The organism is Streptomyces sp. NPDC031426 (genome assembly GCF_055581585.1).
This window is the reverse complement of record NZ_JBVIJE010000001.1, coordinates 363,567-380,418: the sequence shown is the minus strand read 5'-3', so window position 1 is coordinate 380,418 and position 16,852 is coordinate 363,567. Positions and strand designations below refer to the sequence as shown.

Here is a 16,852-nt window from a genome sequence, read left to right as displayed (position 1 = left end):
GGGGTTGGTGTGTCCAGAAGATGACCAACACACGTCTGGCGGCGCTCGGTCATGAAGAGCCGCCGCTGCTCGCGCTCGGCCGGCGACTGCTGGCAGTCGCCGAGTCGGGACTTCCGTCGATGCTGCTTCCCGGCGGTGAGGCCTTCGCCTTCACCATGGCGGGGCGGGAGGCGCCCGATGGTTCCTGGACCCTGGAGCGGCGTGGGACCAGTACCCGGTACGCGGCCATCACCGCGCTGGGGGCCCGGTTCCTGCCCGAGGACCGCCAGTGCGCGGTGCTCGGCGGGCGCACTGCCCAGGAGTTCACGGGTCTGCTGGTCGAGTCTCTGCCCGGGGTAACCAACCTCGGCGACGCGGCGCTCATCGCCTGGGCCGCCGCCGAGACCGCACACCCCAAACTCTCCAACGCCCTCGCACGGGTCGAAGCCCTGGACGAGGAGGGCCGGCCGCAGTACACCGTCGAGGCCGCATGGGTGCTGTCCGCCCTCGCGGCGGCTCGCGGCACGGTCGACGTGGAGAGCCGTCTCACCGCGGCCCGCGACCGCCTGCTGCGGGCCCGGATCGGGAACAGCCCGCTGTTCCCGCACGCCACAGGGCCCGGACTGGTGCCCTGGTACCGGGCGCACGTGAGCTGCTTCGCCGACCAGACGTACCCGCTCCAGGCCCTGGCCCGCGCCCACGCCTCGGGCGAAGGCGGCGGCGATCCGGAGGCGCTGGCCGCGGCCGAGGCGTGCGCGGCCCGCATCTGCGAGTTGCAGGGCGCGGGCGGTCAGTGGTGGTGGCACTACGACGCGCGCACCGGCGGTGTCGTGGAGGGCTACCCGGTCTACAGCGTCCACCAGCACGCGATGGCGCCGACCGCGCTGTTCGACCTCGCCGACGCCGGCGGCACCGACTTCGGCGCGTCGGTCCGCAAGGGCCTGCGCTGGATGACGGACGTGCCCGAACTCGCCGAACGCCCGGAGCACCGCGAGCCGTTGATCCTCGACGAACTGGGCGTCACCTGGCGCAAGGTCTACCGGGGCGACCCGAAGAAGGCCGTACGCGCCGCCCGGGGACTCGGCAGCCGGGTCGCTCCCGACCTCCGGCTGAAGGCCCTGGACCGGATTTACCGGCCCCTCTCCGTCGACCGCGAATGCCGGCCGTACGAGTTCGGCTGGACGCTCTACGCCTGGCAGGGGGGCCGCATATGAGCGGGCGTCAGTCCCTCTTCGGTGTCGAGCTGGACCCGCTGACCATGGACCAGACCGTACAGCGCTGCCTCGAAGCGGTCCAGGACGGCAGACAGTTGGAGATCGGGGTGGTCAACGCCGCGAAGCTGGTGAACATGCGGCGCGATCCGCGGCTCGCCCGGGCCGTGGCCGGCTGCGATCTCGTCCTCGCCGACGGACAGGCCGTGGTCTGGGCCGGCCGGGTGTTACGCGCCCCGCTGCCGGAACGGGTGGCCGGTATCGACCTCTTCCTGCGCTTGCTGGCGGAGGCGGAAGCGGCCGGCATGTCGGTGTACTTCCTCGGCGCCAGGAAGGACGTGCTGGAGCGGATGCTGCACCGGGTGGCCGACCGCTTCCCCCGCCTGACGGTGGCCGGCAGCCGGAACGGCTACTTCGACGATTCCCAGCAGGAGGCCATAGCGAAGGAGATCGCCCGAAGCGGCGCCCAGATGCTGTTCCTCGGCATGACCTCGCCCAAGAAGGAGGTGTTCACCGCCGCCTACGGCGCCCGCACCGGCGCCCGAGTCGTCCACGGAGTCGGCGGCTCCTTCGACATCCTGGCCGGGGTCACCAAGCGGGCCCCCGAGTCCTGGCAGCGGTGGGGCCTGGAGTGGCTCTACCGCGCCCTGCAGGAGCCGCGCCGCCTGGGCCGACGCTACCTCACCACCAATGCTGCCTTCCTCCTCATGACGGCGCGAGAGTTCATCCGGCTCAACCCGTCGACCGCTCCCGCGAACAGGAGTCACTGATGCGCGTCGTCGTGGTTGGACAGGGATACGTCGGCCTGCCACTGGCCATCCGCGCCGCCGAGGTCGGACACGAGGTGATCGGCTACGACGTCGACTCCCGGCGGGTCAAGAGCCTGTCCGCCGGTGAGTCCTTCGTCGAGGACGTCTCCTCCGAGCGGATCCGCGCGGCGCTGGACAACGGCACCTACCGTCCGAGCGAATCGGCCCGCGACTGCGGCGGTTTCGACGTCGCCGTGGTGACCGTCCCGACCCCGCTGCACGAGGGCACTCCCGACCTGCGCTACATCAAGGAGTCCGCGGTCACCCTCGCCCGCTATCTGCGCCCCGGAGCCACCGTCGTCCTGGAGTCGACCACCTATCCCGGCACCACCCAGGAGCTGTTCGCCCCGATCCTGGAGGACGGCTCGGGCCTCACCGCCGGACGCGACTTCCACCTCGGCTACAGCCCCGAGCGGATCGACCCGGGCAACACCGTCTGGGGTTTCAAGGAGACCCCGAAAGTCGTCTCCGGCGTCGACGCGGCGTCGCTCAAGGCCGTTCAGGACTTCTACGCAGGCCTCGTCGACACCACCGTGCCGGTGCGCTCGCCCAAGGAGGCCGAACTCGCCAAGCTGCTGGAGAACACCTTCCGCCATGTGAACATCGCGCTGGTCAACGAGATCGCGATGTTCGCCCAAAATCTGGACATCGACGTCTGGCAGGCCATCGACGCCGCCTCCAGCAAGCCCTTCGGCTTCATGAGGTTCACCCCCGGACCGGGCGTCGGCGGCCACTGCCTGCCGATCGACCCCTCGTACCTGTCCTGGCGGGTGCAGCGCGAACTCGGCCAGAGCTTCCGCTTCGTGGAACTGGCCAACGACATCAACAACCACATGCCCGAGTACGTGGCGCGCCGCATCAGCGACCTGTTCAACGAAAGACGCCGTTCCGTGAACGGCTCGCGCATCCTGCTGCTGGGTCTGGCGTACAAGAAGAACACCGGCGACGCCCGCGAGTCGCCCGCCCTGCGCATATCCCAACTGCTGCTCGACATGGGGGCCCAGGTCAAGGCGGCGGACCCGCATGTCGTCGAGAGCCTGCCGGTGGACACCCGGCTGGTGCGGGTCGACCTGACACCGGAGGAGCTGGCGGCCGCCGATGTGGTGGTGCTGCTCGCCGACCATGACAGCTTCGACTACGAACTCGTCGCCGAGCACGCCCCCTTCGTCCTCGACTGCCGTCGACGGCTGCCGTCCGGACCCTCGATCGAGGTGCTCTGAACCATGCAGCGCATCGTCTGCGTCGCCGGGGCGCGCCCCAACTACATGAAGATCAAACCGGTGATGGACGCCTTGGAGCGCCGGGGCGCCGAGGTGGTCCTCGTCCACACCGGGCAGCACTACGACCCGGCCATGAACGACGTGTTCTTCGCCGACCTCGGCATCCGGCCGCCCGACCGTTTCCTCGGGGTCGGGTCCGGCACCCACGCCGAGCAGACCGGACGCGTGATGACCGCGTTCGAGCCGCTGCTCGGCGAGGTGTCCCCGGACATCGTCGTCGTGGTCGGCGACATCAACTCCACGCTGGCCTGCGCCCTCGTCACGGCCAAGGCCGGGCCGCTGCTGGCCCACGTCGAGGCCGGGCTGCGCAGTCGCGACTGGAGCATGCCGGAGGAGGTGAACCGTGTCGTCACCGACCGCCTCAGCGACTATCTGCTGGCGCCTTCGCCCGACGCCGGCGACAACCTGCACGCGGAGGGGTACCGGGACGACCAGATCCACCTCGTCGGCAACGTCATGATCGACACGCTGCTGGCCAACCTGGAGCGGGCCAGGGCCTCGGATGTCCTGGGCCGGTACGGCCTGGCCAGGGGCGAGTACGGCCTGGTCACCCTGCACCGACCCGCCAATGTGGACGACCCCGAGGTCCTCGCCGCCCTTCTGAAGGCCCTGGGCGAGATCGCCGGCCGCTGCCCGCTGCTGCTGCCCGTGCATCCCCGCGCTGCGCAGCGGCTGGCCGACGTCGGCGTCCCAGGAGGCGTGCGGCTCGTGCCGCCCGCCGGATACCTGGACTTCATCGCCCTGCAGGACGCGGCCCGGCTCGTGCTGACCGACTCGGGCGGCGTGCAGGAGGAGACCACCGCGCTGGGCGTGCCGTGCGTGACCCTGCGGGACAACACCGAGCGGCCCGTCACCGTCGAGCAGGGCACCAATGTGCTGGCCGGCCGGGATCCGGCACGCATCGTGGCCATCGTGGACCGGGTGCTGGACGATCCGCCCGCGCCGCGCCGGCCCGAACTGTGGGACGGCCGCGCGAGCGACCGCATCGCCGATGTGCTCTTGGAAGGAGGCACGGCGAGCACACGGCCGAGGCCCACCGACCAAACGTTCCCCATATGATCCGCTTGCGACATATGCTCGTCGAACATCTGGTCGCGAGGGGGGACCACCATGGATCTGGCTGAGATATTCCGTGTCATGCGCAGGCGCTGGTACGTCCTGCTGCCCGGACTGCTGCTGACCGCCGGCCTGACGGTCGCCGTGGCCCTGCTGGTTCCCGTCACCTACCAGTCGCAGAGCACGGTGGTTCTCCTGAACTCCCAGAAGGCCACGATGGCCTACGACGGCAACCCCTTCCTCAGCACCCAGACCTCGCTCACCGGCATGGCCGACGGCCTGACCCGCAACCTCAACTCCGACGGCTCGGTCCGGGAGCTGAAGTCCCGTGGCGCCACAGGAACGTTCGAGGCCAAGCTCGCCGACAACGCGCAGGGGCCGCTGATGTGGCTCACCGTCACCGGCACCGACAAGACCGCCGTCCTGGCCTCGGACAAGATCCTCACGGCCTATGCCAAGCAGCGGCTGGACCAGTTCCAGCAACAGCAGTCGGTCGCCCCGAAGGCCATGATCCGTATGACGACCCTCGTCCCCCCGCAGGACCCGGTGGCGCAGACCAAGACCCGGCTCGAGTACCTGGTCATGGGCGGGTGCCTGGGTCTGGTGCTGAGCCTGGTCGCCGTCTTCTACGTGGAGGCGCGCCGTCGGCCGCAGAGGTCCGCCCGGCCAAAGGAGCCCGCGCAGCCGACGGCCGGGGAACCGGTCGCGGAACAGACCATCGCCCTCCGGCAGACGCCCAGTTGGTCGCGGTCCACCGAGAACAGGTCCGCCGCGGAGCCGAGGGCCGGGCGGCCCGTCGTGGCCGTGGTGCCCACCGCCGAGCCGCTCGACGAGGAATCGACTCATGGACAGCGTTCGCACACCGGACAGCGAGACCGCTGAGCCGAGCGACACCCACACCACCCCCGCTCCCAACTCCCTCGCCCGGAAGGTCCGTTCGGCGGCCCGCTGGAGCCTGATCAACACCGTGGTGATGCGCCTCGGCAATTTCGCCACCGGCATCCTGCTGGCGCGCTTCGCCCTCGGACCGGCCCAGTGGGGCGTCTACGGCATCGCCCAGACCGTGCTCCTGGTCCTGCTCTCCGCGAACGAACTGGGCGTCAGCCTGGCCATCGTCCGCTGGGACGGCGACCCCCGCCGCTTCGCGCCGACGGTACTGACCCTGGCCACCGCGTCCAGCGGCCTGCTGTACGCCGCCCTCTTCGTCTCGGCGCCGACGGTGGCCCGGCTGCTCGACTCACCCGACGCCTCGGGCGTACTGCGGGTCATGTGCCTGTGCCTGGTGATCGACGGGGTGGCCCAGGTCCCGGCCGGCTTCTTGACCCGGGAGTTCGCCCAGGGCAGGCGGATGCTCATCGACGCGCTCAACTTCGTCCTCAGCACCGCCGTGACGCTCGTGCTGGCCTTCGCCGGACGGGGCGCGATGAGCTTCGCCTGGGGCGCGGTCGCGGGCAACATCGCCGCCCTCGCCGGCTGCGCCCTGGCGGCCCCCGGCACTCTGCGGTTCGGCTGGGATCCCCAACAGGCCCGGGCACTGCTGAGGTTCGGTCTTCCGTTGGCCGGGGCGAGCCTCCTCGCCCTCGCCGTCGTCAACGTGGACACCATGGTCGTCGGCTCCACCCTCGGCGGAGTCTCCCTCGGCTTCTACGTCCTGGCGTTCAACATGTCGGGCTGGCCGGTGCGCGTCATCTCCGAGGCCGCCCGCCGTGTCTCCTTCGCCGGCTTCTCCCGTCTCGCCGCCTCCCCGCAGGCCCTCGCCCAGGGCTTCAGCCGCGCCCTGGCGGTGCTGGTCACCGGCACCGTGCCCCTGTGTGTCCTGCTCGGCGGCCTCGCCGCCCCGGTCGTCCGCCTGGTGTACGGCGGCAAGTGGGTGCCCGCCGCCGATGCGCTGCCCTGGCTGATGGCCCTGGGCCTGATCCGCATCGGCTGTGAACTCGCCTACGACTGCCTCGTCGCCACCGGGCAGCGCCGCTTGCTGATCCTCACCCAGGCTCTCTGGGTCGTCGCCCTCATCCCCGTCCTCGTCGTCGGCGCGCGCCTGGGCGGCATCGTCGGCGTCTCCCAGGGCCATGTGCTGGTCGCCGCCGGACTCGTCGTCCCCGCCTTCCTGTACGCCCTCGGCCGGGCCGGGATCGGCCTCGCCCCCGTCGCCGGGGCCTGCGCCTGGCCCTTCTTCGGAGGAGCCGTGATGACCCTGGTCGTCGTCGCGGCGAAGCGCCTTCTCGGCGACGGCACCCCCGCCCTGTTCGGCATCGGCACAGCCGCGCTGGCCTGCTACGTGGTGTGCGTGCTGCCCGGACGCCGTTTCCTGCTGGGCTCCCGGACGCCGGAGACCGTATGACGAGACTCCGCCGTCTGCTCGCCGGCCTGGCCCTCCTGCTGTCCGCCGGCTGTTCTCCGGGCGCCTCGGGCACCGACTCCGCACCGCCGGCCCGGAGCCACTCCCCCGGCACGGCCCGGGCCAGCACCGCGGCGCCGGGCGAAGCCGGTTTCCCGGACGCCCGCACCACCGGTCCCCGCCTCCCCCTGGCACCGCACTCCACGGGGAACATGAGCGTCAAGACCGACGGGACCGTCATCAAAGGGTGGGACATCACCGGCTCGCTCGACATCTACGCCGACGACGTGACCATCGTCGACAGCAGGATCACCTCCGCCAACTGGTGGGGGGTCAACCTGCGCCCCGGCCACCGCGGCCTGAGGATTCTGCACACCACCATCACCGCCGTCCCCGGCAAAGGCCCCGACAACGGCGGAGTGGACTACGCCGTCTCCAACATGGGCACCAGCTCCGTCGAGGTCGGCTGGTGCGACATCGCCGTCTTCGGCAACGCCCTCTCCATGGGCCAGGGTTACCTCCACGACAACTACGTCCACGACCTCGTCCCGTTCCGCAACAACGGCGGCGAGTGGCAGCACACCGATGCGGTGATCAGCGGCGGCGGCACCAAGGGCCGGCTGGTCATCCGCCACAACACACTGCTCAACCCCGTCGCTGTCGACCGGGGAGCGTCCGCCGCCCTGGGCCTGTTCGCCGACACCGGCCATGTGTCCAACACCGTCGTCGACGGCAATCTGCTGGCCGGCGGCGCGTACGCCCTCTACGGGGGTGGCGCGGGCGCCACCGGGATCCGGGTCACGAACAACGTCTTCTCGACCCGGTACCACCGCAACAGCGGCGTCTACGGGGCCGTCACCGCCTGGAACGCCGGCGGTCCCGGCAACGTCTGGCGCGACAACCGCTTCTCCGACGGCACCCCGGTCAGCCCCGAGCCGGCCGGCTGAGAAGGAGGATCATGCGACGCATCATCCGCGCCCCCTGGGAGGTCCTCAAGCGCACCTTCGGCTGGCTCGTCCTCTTCGAGCTTCGCAACAAGGTCCTGCTCCTCCCCTCCGCACTGCGGCTGCGCCGCTTCGAGACCGCGGAGACCCGCCGCCTCGCTGCTGCCACCGATTCCCTGCCCGCCGCCCTCGTCGCGACGGTCATCGCTACCCACCGACGCCCGGACGAGCTGCGGGCGGCGGTCCGGTCGGCCCTGGCCCAGACCGTTCGCGATCAGGTCGTGATCGTCGTGGACGACGGTGCCGGTCTTTGCGAACTGCCCGACGATCCCCGGCTATTCGCCGTTTCGCTGGCGCGCAACACCGGCGTGGCCGGCTTCGTGCGCAATGTCGGCATCCGCCTCACCCGCTCGCGGTATGTGGCGTTCCTGGACGACGACAACCTGTGGGAACCCGACCATCTGCAACGTGCCCTGGCGGTCCTGGAGTCCCCCGGCGGTCCGGACGGCGTCTACACGGCGCTGCGCCGTGTCCTCCCGGACGGGACCGAGCGGGACATCCTCTCCGTGCCGTTCGACCGCCGGCGCGCCGCCCGGGAATCCTTTCTGGACACCAACGCGTTCGTCGCCCGACGCAACCGGGCCCTGCACTTCAGCCGTCTGCGGCGTACCCCGGACGTGCTCCCGCGTGAGGACTGGGAGCTCGTGCACCGGTACAGCCGCCGCCACCGCGTGCGCCATGTGCCGTACGCCACCGTGCGGTATCTGGTGAACCCGGGGAGTTTCTATACGACTTGGTCCGGCTGAACGTCCGTCGACCGGGCCTCAGGGGCCCGGCATGACCTGCAGCGCGCCCGGCCTCAGCAGTGCGGTCGCCGCGGCGCGGCTGGCCTTCCGGCCGAGAAGAGCCCGCGATGTCTCGCGCAGGAACACGGCACCTCTGAAGCACGCGGTCGCGACGGCTCCGTGCCGCCGCCCGTACAGCCGCACCCGGTTGAGCGTGAGCAGGGTCCACAGCCGAGGCGAGACCTGGGAGTCGCCCCCCAGATGCACGGCCTCGGCCTTCGGCTCCAGTTGCGTGACATATCCCAGGTCGCGTGCCCGCAGGCAGTACTCGGTCTCCTCCGAATAGAGGAAAAAGGACTCGTCCCACGGGCCACAAGCGGCCAGGCAGTCGGCCGAGACGGCCATGAGCGCGCCGGTCGCCCAGTCGGCGCGCGTGGGCCGTCGATACGCGGCGGGGTCCGTGACGAGTTCGCTGAGGCGCGGGAATCGCCCGGCCCGGCGGTTGCCGATGACGGCCTCGCCGAGGGCCCTCAGCACGCTCGACTCGCGGCGCAGCGAGTAGTGGGGCGTGTCCCGGCCCTCTTCGTACAGCAGGGGCACGGCGATGCCCACTCCGTCGCCGAGGCTCTCGACGAGCCGTTCGGCACAGCCCTGCCGCATACGGATGTCGGGGTTGCAGATGAGGGCGACCCGGTAGTCACCGGCAGCATCCAGCGCCGCGTTGATCCCGGCGGCGTACCCGGCGTTGCGGCCGGTCTGGACGACGGTGGCGTCGGGGGCCAGGGCCTGGAGAACCTCGACGGTGTCGTCGGCCGAGTCGTTGTCGGCGACGACCAGCCGCCAGTCGAGGCCGGCCATGCCCTCGCCGAGCGCGGCGAGGAACCCGGGGAGCACCGAGGCGCTGTTCCAGGTGACGACGATGACGGCGACGGTTCTCATCGGGACTCCACGAGTTGGGGGAGCTGGACTTCTGGGGTCTCGACGGGGCCCTGTGCCGCAGCGGCAGCCTCGCGCCGTACAAAGCCCAGACAGCTGCCCCCCGCTCCCAGGATCAGGAAGAACATTCCGGCGAACATGGGGAAGCTGAGCGAGTCGAACGTGGCGCTGATGACCAGGGCGACCAGTGACGAGGCGAAGAACGCCTGGCCCAGCTCGCGGTCGGACTCGGTCCGGGCCAGGCGCCGGATGGCACCGCCGTGATGGATTCCGGTGATGAACAGGACGAGCAGGGCGACGAGCCCGAGCACGCCCATCTCGGCCAGGCCCAGCATGTACTGGTTGTCGGTGAAGAAGTACAGGTCGGGAGTGAAGGTGCCGAAGCCCCTCCCGAACCAGGGGTGTTCCTTCAGATACGGCATGATCGCGCTGTACTTGACCGTACGGGCCTGGGTGCTGCTGTCGGAGTTGGACAGGAACGAGGCGAACAGACCCGTGATGGTGCCGATCAGCCCCGGCACGAGAACCTTGAAGACGGCCACGGAGGCCGTCATCACGCCGATCGCGGCCCAGCGGCGGGCCGGTTTCCAGCGCGGCACCATCACCAGCGCCACCAGCAGCAGGCCGATGATCGAGGTCCGCGACACGGACAGGGGCAGCGCTCCGGCCATCAGCAGCACCGGACCCCAGCGGCGCAGCGCGTGGCGGTGGCGTCGTACCGGATCCAGGGCCTGCTGGATCGCGAAGGGCAGGAGGATCGCCAGCATGCCGGCGAACTCCAGCGGCTGGGCCGTGGTGGCCCGGGGCCGGGTGAAGGCGCCGCGGTCCATGACGCTCACCTGGGCCACGCTGGTCTGGAGGCCGGGGATGTGAATGGAGTCGGCGATGTTGGTAGCGGCGAAGAAGTCGTAGAACCCGATCGCGGCGACGACGGAGCCCATGACGACCATCCGGCGCATCAGGACGTCCAGCCGCTCGCGCTTCTGTACGGCCGCCGAGGTCAGAACGACGATCGACACCCACACAAGGAATCCGATGAGCCCTCGGTCGGCCCCCAGGACCTCCTCGTGCGAGCTCTCGCGCATCGCGTCCGCGACGTAGGCCGTCAGGACCGCCAGCCCGAGCACGCACAGCGCGACCCGGGGAGTCCTGGTGCCCGGCGCCGGAAGGATACGGCCGCCGAGCCAGGTCGCGAGGTACCACAACAGTCCCAGCAGGGCGAAGACGTTGGCCGGGGTGCCGACGCCGCCGAGCGCGGGCAGGGCCAGGTTCGACGGGATGAAGAAGGCCAGCACCAGGTAGACGGTGAGGATCGCCGTGGCGTCGACCCGTCGGCCGAGCACTCCTCGCTCGGTGGTTCGGGCGTCCTGTGGTCGCGGGGCGGGGCCGTTCCCGGCGCGCCGCCTGCGGCGGACCACCGCGACGCCCTCCAGCAGGATCGACAGCAGGAACGCGCTGACGACGCCCAGGATGACGACCGCCGCGATGTCCTGGTAGCGACTCTTTGACTTCGACACCGGGGTCTGCGGCAGGACGACCGGCGCCGTCTGGACGAAGTAGGTGGGCGGGACCTTGGCGGCGGCCTGCAGAGCCTTGAGTTGTTCGCCGGCGAAGGCCGTCAGGGTGTTGGTCTCCTTGAGCACCTTCGCCCGGTCGGTGCCGGTGACGCTGAGCGAGAGGAGCGGGCTCTCGCTCTCCGGCGCGAAGCCGGCCGTGTAGGGATCCGTGACGCCACGGCTGTGCAACTCCTTGGCGGCGTCGGCCGATTCAAGGGTTCTGATCAGCACATCGGCCGTGACGATGAGCGAACCGCCCGCATTGGAAATGGGGTTGCCGAAGGTGGGGGCCAGCCGGGCGACGGCCGAGGAGTCCAGCAGCGCGACCGAGCTCTGCGACTGATAGGAGACGGGCACGGTCACGTACAGATACGCGCCGCCGAGCAGGCTGAGCAGGGTGAAGGGCACCATGAAGTACCAACGCCTGCGCAGAATGGCCCATATCTCACCAAGGCTCACGAACCAACCCCCCATTCGGTGGCATCCGGCCGCGCGTCCTGCCAGTATCGGGGGTGACGGAAGGAACTCGTATGTCGCCCGGGAACGTCGCCGATGCGCTGCTCCGTCGCTGGTACGTCGTGGTGGTCGCGCTGCTGCTGACGGCCGCCGGTGCGTACCACGTGGCGCGCCCGGCCCCCCAGTACGTCGGCTCCGCGGTGGTGGTCCTCAAGCCGCCGGTGACGCAGAACCAGCCCAACCAGCTCACCAATCTGCAGCCGCCGCTCGCCGTGGTCTCCTACGCGGTCGTCCAGCAGCTGCAATCCCCCGGCGGGGTGAGGGAGTTGAGCGCGGCGGGGGTCCACGGGACCTACCACCTCGTGCCCCGCAACAGCGGCACCAGCGCGACACCGCGCTATCTGATCCCTTCCCTGCAGGTGCAGTCGCAGGCGTCCGACCCCGACGCGGCCGTCACGGCGGTGCGCCGCATCATCGACGTCTACACCCAGCACGTCGAGGAGATGCAGACGGCTCAGGGAGTTCCCTCCGGGGCACGGATCACCGCCTCCGTACTGACCTCCCCGAGCGCCGCCGAGGTGCAGGGCACCAAGAGCCGCGGCCTGGCCGGCACGGCCCTGCTGGGCCTCGCCGGCGGGATCCTCGGCGCATTGTGGCTCGACCGCTATGTGATGAGGCGCCGTCAGGTCGTGCCTGCCCGGCAGGCCGGTCCCGTTCCCGTGGCCAACTGAGCCGTAACGGTCGCTCATCAGATTCCGCGGCGCTTCCACGACTCCCACCACAGCCACTCCCGGCCGCGCTCGGCCACGGCCGACCACACCAGCGGCTGCAGATACGGCATCGCCTTCGGACCGATCCGGCGCCTGAGCCGCAGCGCGCGGTACTCCGGCAGCGCCGCGTATCCCGGCAGACACTCCTCGGCGAAGGCCACGCACTCATCGACCGGTACGACCCCCGTGCGTCCCCGGTCGTAGGCACGGTACGCGCGGCGCAGCGCGCAGCGGGCGAGCCGGGTGTGCACCTGATCGGCCAGGCGGTCGGCGTGGGGCAGCCGGTCGGCGCATTTGGCGAGCACCGAGTCGAAGGCCACGAGACGCTGGCGCAGGTCGTCGAGCTGACCACCGAAGTCCGTGGTGGACATGTTCTTGCCGTGGACGCGGTAGAAGGCCTGGTCGGCCCCGCGTATGTAGCCGACGTCGGCGTGTGCGGCGAGCCGCATCCACATCTCGATGTCGCCGGCGTGCGGAAGGACGGGGTCGTAGCCGCCGACCTTCCGCTGGAGCCTGGTGCGGACGACGACCTCCGGCGAAGTGATGCAGCCCGTGCCCTCGCGGAAGCGCCGCTCCAGCCACCACTGCCCGGGATAGACGACCGAGCCGGTGCTCTGCGTACGGGCCCGTGGCAGCGGGCCGCCGTGCTGGAAGCGCAGGGGACGCCCGTAGGCGAACCCCGCCTCGGGACGGGCGTCCAGGAGTGCGGCGGCCCGGACCAGCGCGCCCGGCACCAGTCGGTCGTCGGCGGAGAGGAGGGCGACGTAGTCCCCGTCGGCCCATTCCAGAAGGCCCTCGTTGTAGGTGGCGATGTGTCCCTTGTTGGTTTCGTGGACGCTGACCTCGATACGCGGATCCGCGGCGGCCAGTTTCTGCGCGATCTCCGCCGAGTCGTCGGGCGAGGCGTCGTCGATGATGAGCACCCGGACGTCGACGCCGTTCTGCTCGTCCAGGACACTGCTGACGCAGTCGGCGAGGAAATGGCCGTACTTGTAGCAGGGGATGACAACACTGACGGTGCTCATCGGTGGGCAAGCCAATCCCCGGTGGCGGCCTCCGCGTCGGGCGGAGACCGCCACCGGTGCGTTCGGGTCGGTCAGTTCTTCTTCTTGCGGACGGTCTCGCTGGTCAGGGTCCAGCTGTGGGACTTCACCGGGTGGCCGTGTCTGTCCCGGGCCGTGACCGTGACGGTGAACCGGGTGCCGTCCGGCAGCGGGACGGACAGGTGGACGGATACCTTGTGGGTGGCCCGGTCGTAGAAGGCGACGGCCGTGACGTGGAGCTTCTTGGCGTCCTTGGAACCGCGCAGGATGGTCACGGTCGCCTGCACGGACGACACGGCGGCCTTGTCCGGCACCGACATGACGAGGGCGCTCGCCGCGTCGGCGGTGTGCGCCACCGAGGACGCGGTCACCTCCGAGGCGGTGGCCGTCGTCAGGGCGGCGCTGGGGTTGTCGGCGGTGAAGACCGGGCCGACCCAGTAGTTCGCGGATCCGTAGGAGCTGTTGGGGAAGGCCGCGTCGGCGCCGTACCGGTAGAGCCCGTTGTGGTGCGCGGTGGTGTCGGCGGTGGCGGTCAGCGGATACGACAGGTGGGCTGCCGTGAAGTAGCCGCCGTCCACCGCGTAGTTGCCGTTCGGGGCGTGGTAGGAGACGACGTACGGGGTGCCGGCGGTGATGGCGACCGGGGTGGCGAAGGTCAGCGTCTGCCAGCCGGAGGCCGTCTCGTTGGTGAAGGTGCCGGTGGCGAGCAGCGTCCCGGTGTCGGACCACAGGCTGCCGGTGTGCGTGCCCGTGTTGCCGGTGCCCTTGTAGAAGGTGACACCGGTGACCCAGCCGTCCGTCGAGGAGGTGAACCGGGTGCCGAGCTCGACGGAGTTGGCGTCACCGGTCATGTCGGTCGTGGCCGGCGTGGCGGAGAAACCCCACAGCGTGCAGGGGCAGGTGACCGCGGGTGGCGTGGAGCTGGTGGTGAAGGACCAGGTCACCGGGTCCGCCATGGCATTGCCCCACACGTCGGAGGCCTGGACGGACGCGGTGTACGCGGTGTGCAGCTCCAGCTCCGTCGACGGAGTAAAGGTCGCCTTGTTCGAAGCGGGGAAGGTGACGGCCCCCGGCACGGTGTTGCCGTTCGGGTCCTTCACGGTGAAGGTCACGCTGTCGGGGTCGACGGCCGAGCTGAACGTGGCCGACACCGGTGCTGTGATCGACGCGTCGGTGGCCCCGGAGGTCGGGGAGGTGGAGGTGACGGTGGGCGGGGTCGTGCTGGCCGTCGAGGTGTCCAGCACCACGTCGACCCAGTAGTTGCTGCCGGAGGACTGAGAGGACGGGAAGGCGCTGGTGGAGCCGTAGTGGTAGACACCGTTGCCGCCGTCGGTGCCGGACTTCAGTGCCGTGAGCGGGGCGAGGCCCGCGTCGCTGCCGGAGAAGTAGCCGCCGTCGTAGGAGTATCCGCCGTTGGGGGCGAAGTACGAGGCGACATACGTGGTGTTGGCCTTGACGGTCACCGGGGTGGCGAAGTTCAGCTGCTGCCAGCCGGAGGCCGTCTCATTGGTGAAGGTGCCGGTGGCCAGACGGGTGCCGGAGGCGCTCCACAGGCTGCCGGTGTGGGTTCCGGTGTTGGCGGGTGACTTGTAGAAGCGGACGGCGGTGATGGAACCGGCGACCGTGGTGCGGAACTTGACGCCGAGCTCGACCGAGCTGCCGTCGCCCGCGTTGACGGTGCCGGGCACGGCCGAGGCCGCGAACACGCTGCACGGACAGGCCTGGGGGCCGACGGTCACGGGGATGGTGGTCACGGCGCCGATATTGACGCTGTCGTCGACGGCACGGACCTTGATGGACGCCGGACCCGGGGTCGTCGGGGTCCAGCTGTAGCTCCAGGACGCGAGGCCCTTGGCGGCCTGCCAGGTCGTTCCGCCGTCCGTGGACACCTCCACGCGGGCCACCACGCCCCCGCCGGAGTCGGTGGCGGTACCGGCGATGGTGACCGGCTTCAGCGCCGGGACGGTGACACCGGAGGCGGGGCTCGACACGGTGGCCGCCGGGCCGGTGGTGTCGGTGGAGGCCCCGGCCGCGACGAGGTTGCTCTGCAGGGTCAGCGGCTGGACGCCCATGTCGGCGAGGATGTTCACCGTCGCCTGCTGCATACGGGCGTCCTCGGTGACCACCGTGTCGGCGGGGTTGTACGTCGGGACGTCGGTCAGGCCCCACGACCACTGCACGGTCCCCGACCCGAACACCAGGGCCCCGGAGTCCTGGTCACGGAACTCGACGAGCTTGTGGGTCGCCGTGCCGTTGCCGTAGACATTGCCCCAGTCCATGCGGAGCTTGCCGTCGTTGACGTCCACCGTCGTGGACGACACATCGATGGCTCCGGCGGGTCTGGTGCTGTTGTCGATGTCGCTGTCCCACTCGTAGCCGAGGGTGCCCGTCGGGAAGGTGGCGGTCTGGCCGGCGGGGAGGCTCGCGATGGAGGTGTTGCGCCAGATCCGGTTCCTGCCGTACGAGCCGGGGACCGTGATGGCGTCGCTGCGGTAGCCGTTCACCTGGAACATGGAGCCGGTGAGGATGTTCGGCGGCTGGTAGTCCTGCCCGTAGTGGGTGCTGGTCGGGTCCATCCAGGTGCCGGTCCAGATGCCGCTGGGGTCGGCGATGCCGTTGTTCTGCGCCATCTTGGTCATCTTGTAGCAGACCAGGGTCCGGTCCGCCGTGTTCGTGCCGTCGATGCTCGGCGCGAGCCGGGTCTTCCAGAAGACCTCGTTGCCGCTGAAGAAGGCCTCCCGGACGCCGGCCTTCCGGGCCGCCAGGACGTTGGAGTACTGGCTCTGTGTCCAGTACTCGTCGTGGCCGGAGGACATGTACACCTTGTGCTGCTTCAGCAGGGTGGCACCGCTGGTCGACGACACGTCCACGCCGGACAGATAGCTGACGTCGTAGCCGTTGCGCTCCAGCCAGGACAGCATCATGTACTCGGAGCCGTAGATGCCGTTGTCGCCGCCGATGTCCAGCGGCCGGTTGTAGCTGACCTCGTAGGCCCGGCCGTCGGGCGCGGGCCCGGTGCCGCCGTAGAGGTCCTGGCCGCCGTAGTGGTTGTAGGCCTGCCAGGTCTGGTCGCTGGTCTGCACGACGACGCCTGAGGCGCTGGAGTCCTTGCGGACGACGAACGGGTACGGCATCAGGCCGTTGCCGTCCGTCTGCGTCAGGTTCGCGATGTACAGGCCGGACACGGCGTCGCTGGGCACTGTCCAGCTCGCGGTCACCGGCCAGTTGCCGCAGTCGACCAAACCGGTGCTGCTCTTGGTGGTACAACTCGCCGGTTTGATGGCGTAGTTGGCCGGATAGGTCACGGCCGCCTGGGCCGCGGTGGACATCTCGCGCGCGCCGTCGCCGCCGTACCAGCCCAGCCGGTAGATCTCGATGTGGTAGGGCACTTTCGACTGGACCTTGAACTGGACGGTGTCGCCGGCCTGGACGCTCTCCTTGGTGGAGAAGCCCTGGATGTCGCCGTACGCGTTGGGCGAGAACCAGTCGGTTTTGGGGCTGCCCGGCTTGGAGTTCTCGCAGACGATCGGGTTCGAGCCCGCTCCGCACGGGTCGGCTGCCGCCTGGGCGGTCGCGGCCTGCGGGAGCACCGCCCATATCAGTGCTGCTACGACGGCGAGGCGGCCGCCCCGGAGCCGTCTGCTCCATCTGTTCATGTGTACCTCTCAGCGGTGCTGTGCAGGACCGGC

Annotated in this window: 13 protein-coding genes; 9 read left to right on the top strand and 4 right to left on the bottom strand. The window is 70.2% G+C overall.

Annotation, left to right across the window (positions count from 1 at the left end):
- Positions 1-20 precede the first annotated feature (20 nt).
- From ACZ5NH_RS01890 to ACZ5NH_RS01855, 8 genes are read left to right on the top strand one after another with little or no spacing between them, the layout of a single operon-like run.
- Positions 21-1,193, top strand: a complete 1,173-nt coding sequence (locus ACZ5NH_RS01890) for a hypothetical protein (protein ID WP_468772437.1) — start codon at positions 21-23, stop codon at positions 1,191-1,193.
- Positions 1,190-1,960: a WecB/TagA/CpsF family glycosyltransferase gene (locus ACZ5NH_RS01885; protein WP_468772435.1), complete on the top strand. Its 771-nt coding sequence runs from the start codon at positions 1,190-1,192 to the stop codon at positions 1,958-1,960. Before ACZ5NH_RS01890 ends, ACZ5NH_RS01885 begins: the two co-directional genes overlap by 4 nt.
- On the top strand, positions 1,960-3,219 hold the full coding sequence (locus tag ACZ5NH_RS01880; protein ID WP_468772434.1) for a nucleotide sugar dehydrogenase: 1,260 nt from the start codon (positions 1,960-1,962) through the stop codon (positions 3,217-3,219). The genes ACZ5NH_RS01885 and ACZ5NH_RS01880 overlap by 1 nt, the downstream gene beginning before the upstream one ends.
- A 3-nt stretch (positions 3,220-3,222) precedes the next feature.
- Positions 3,223-4,338 carry a non-hydrolyzing UDP-N-acetylglucosamine 2-epimerase gene (gene wecB / locus ACZ5NH_RS01875; RefSeq protein WP_468772433.1) on the top strand — a complete coding sequence of 372 codons (1,116 nt, stop codon included), beginning with the start codon at positions 3,223-3,225 and terminating at the stop codon, positions 4,336-4,338.
- A gap of 51 nt (positions 4,339-4,389) precedes the next feature.
- Entirely contained in the window at positions 4,390-5,217 is an 828-nt protein-coding gene (locus tag ACZ5NH_RS01870) for a Wzz/FepE/Etk N-terminal domain-containing protein (RefSeq protein ID WP_468772431.1), read from the top strand.
- Positions 5,180-6,676, top strand: coding sequence for an oligosaccharide flippase family protein (locus ACZ5NH_RS01865; RefSeq protein ID WP_468772430.1), 1,497 nt, complete (start codon positions 5,180-5,182; stop codon positions 6,674-6,676). The genes ACZ5NH_RS01870 and ACZ5NH_RS01865 overlap by 38 nt, the downstream gene beginning before the upstream one ends.
- Positions 6,673-7,620 (top strand): hypothetical protein, encoded by a 948-nt coding sequence (locus ACZ5NH_RS01860; RefSeq protein ID WP_468772429.1) that lies wholly within the window; start codon positions 6,673-6,675, stop codon positions 7,618-7,620. Before ACZ5NH_RS01865 ends, ACZ5NH_RS01860 begins: the two co-directional genes overlap by 4 nt.
- 11 nt (positions 7,621-7,631) lie before the next feature.
- On the top strand, positions 7,632-8,423 hold the full coding sequence (locus ACZ5NH_RS01855; protein WP_468772428.1) for a glycosyltransferase family 2 protein: 792 nt from the start codon (positions 7,632-7,634) through the stop codon (positions 8,421-8,423).
- An 18-nt stretch (positions 8,424-8,441) separates the two neighbouring features.
- Here the strand turns inward: ACZ5NH_RS01855 and ACZ5NH_RS01850 are convergent, their stop codons facing one another.
- A complete protein-coding gene (locus ACZ5NH_RS01850) occupies positions 8,442-9,341 on the bottom strand; it encodes a glycosyltransferase family 2 protein (RefSeq protein ID WP_468772426.1) in 900 nt (299 codons plus the stop codon).
- Positions 9,338-11,353 carry an O-antigen ligase family protein gene (locus ACZ5NH_RS01845; protein WP_468772424.1) on the bottom strand — a complete coding sequence of 672 codons (2,016 nt, stop codon included), beginning with the start codon at positions 11,351-11,353 and terminating at the stop codon, positions 9,338-9,340. Before ACZ5NH_RS01845 ends, ACZ5NH_RS01850 begins: the two co-directional genes overlap by 4 nt.
- A gap of 71 nt (positions 11,354-11,424) precedes the next feature.
- On the opposite strand from ACZ5NH_RS01845, the gene ACZ5NH_RS01840 reads away from it, so the two are divergent.
- Complete coding sequence (locus ACZ5NH_RS01840) at positions 11,425-12,081, top strand: hypothetical protein (RefSeq protein WP_468772423.1); 657 nt, start codon at positions 11,425-11,427, stop codon at positions 12,079-12,081.
- 17 nt (positions 12,082-12,098) lie between these two features.
- On the opposite strand, the gene ACZ5NH_RS01835 is transcribed toward ACZ5NH_RS01840, so the two are convergent.
- Complete coding sequence (locus tag ACZ5NH_RS01835) at positions 12,099-13,145, bottom strand: glycosyltransferase family 2 protein (RefSeq protein ID WP_468772421.1); 1,047 nt, start codon at positions 13,143-13,145, stop codon at positions 12,099-12,101.
- 71 nt (positions 13,146-13,216) lie between these two features.
- Positions 13,217-16,819, bottom strand: a complete 3,603-nt coding sequence (locus tag ACZ5NH_RS01830) for a DUF4082 domain-containing protein (RefSeq protein ID WP_468772420.1) — start codon at positions 16,817-16,819, stop codon at positions 13,217-13,219.
- Between the last annotated feature and the right edge of the window lie 33 nt (positions 16,820-16,852).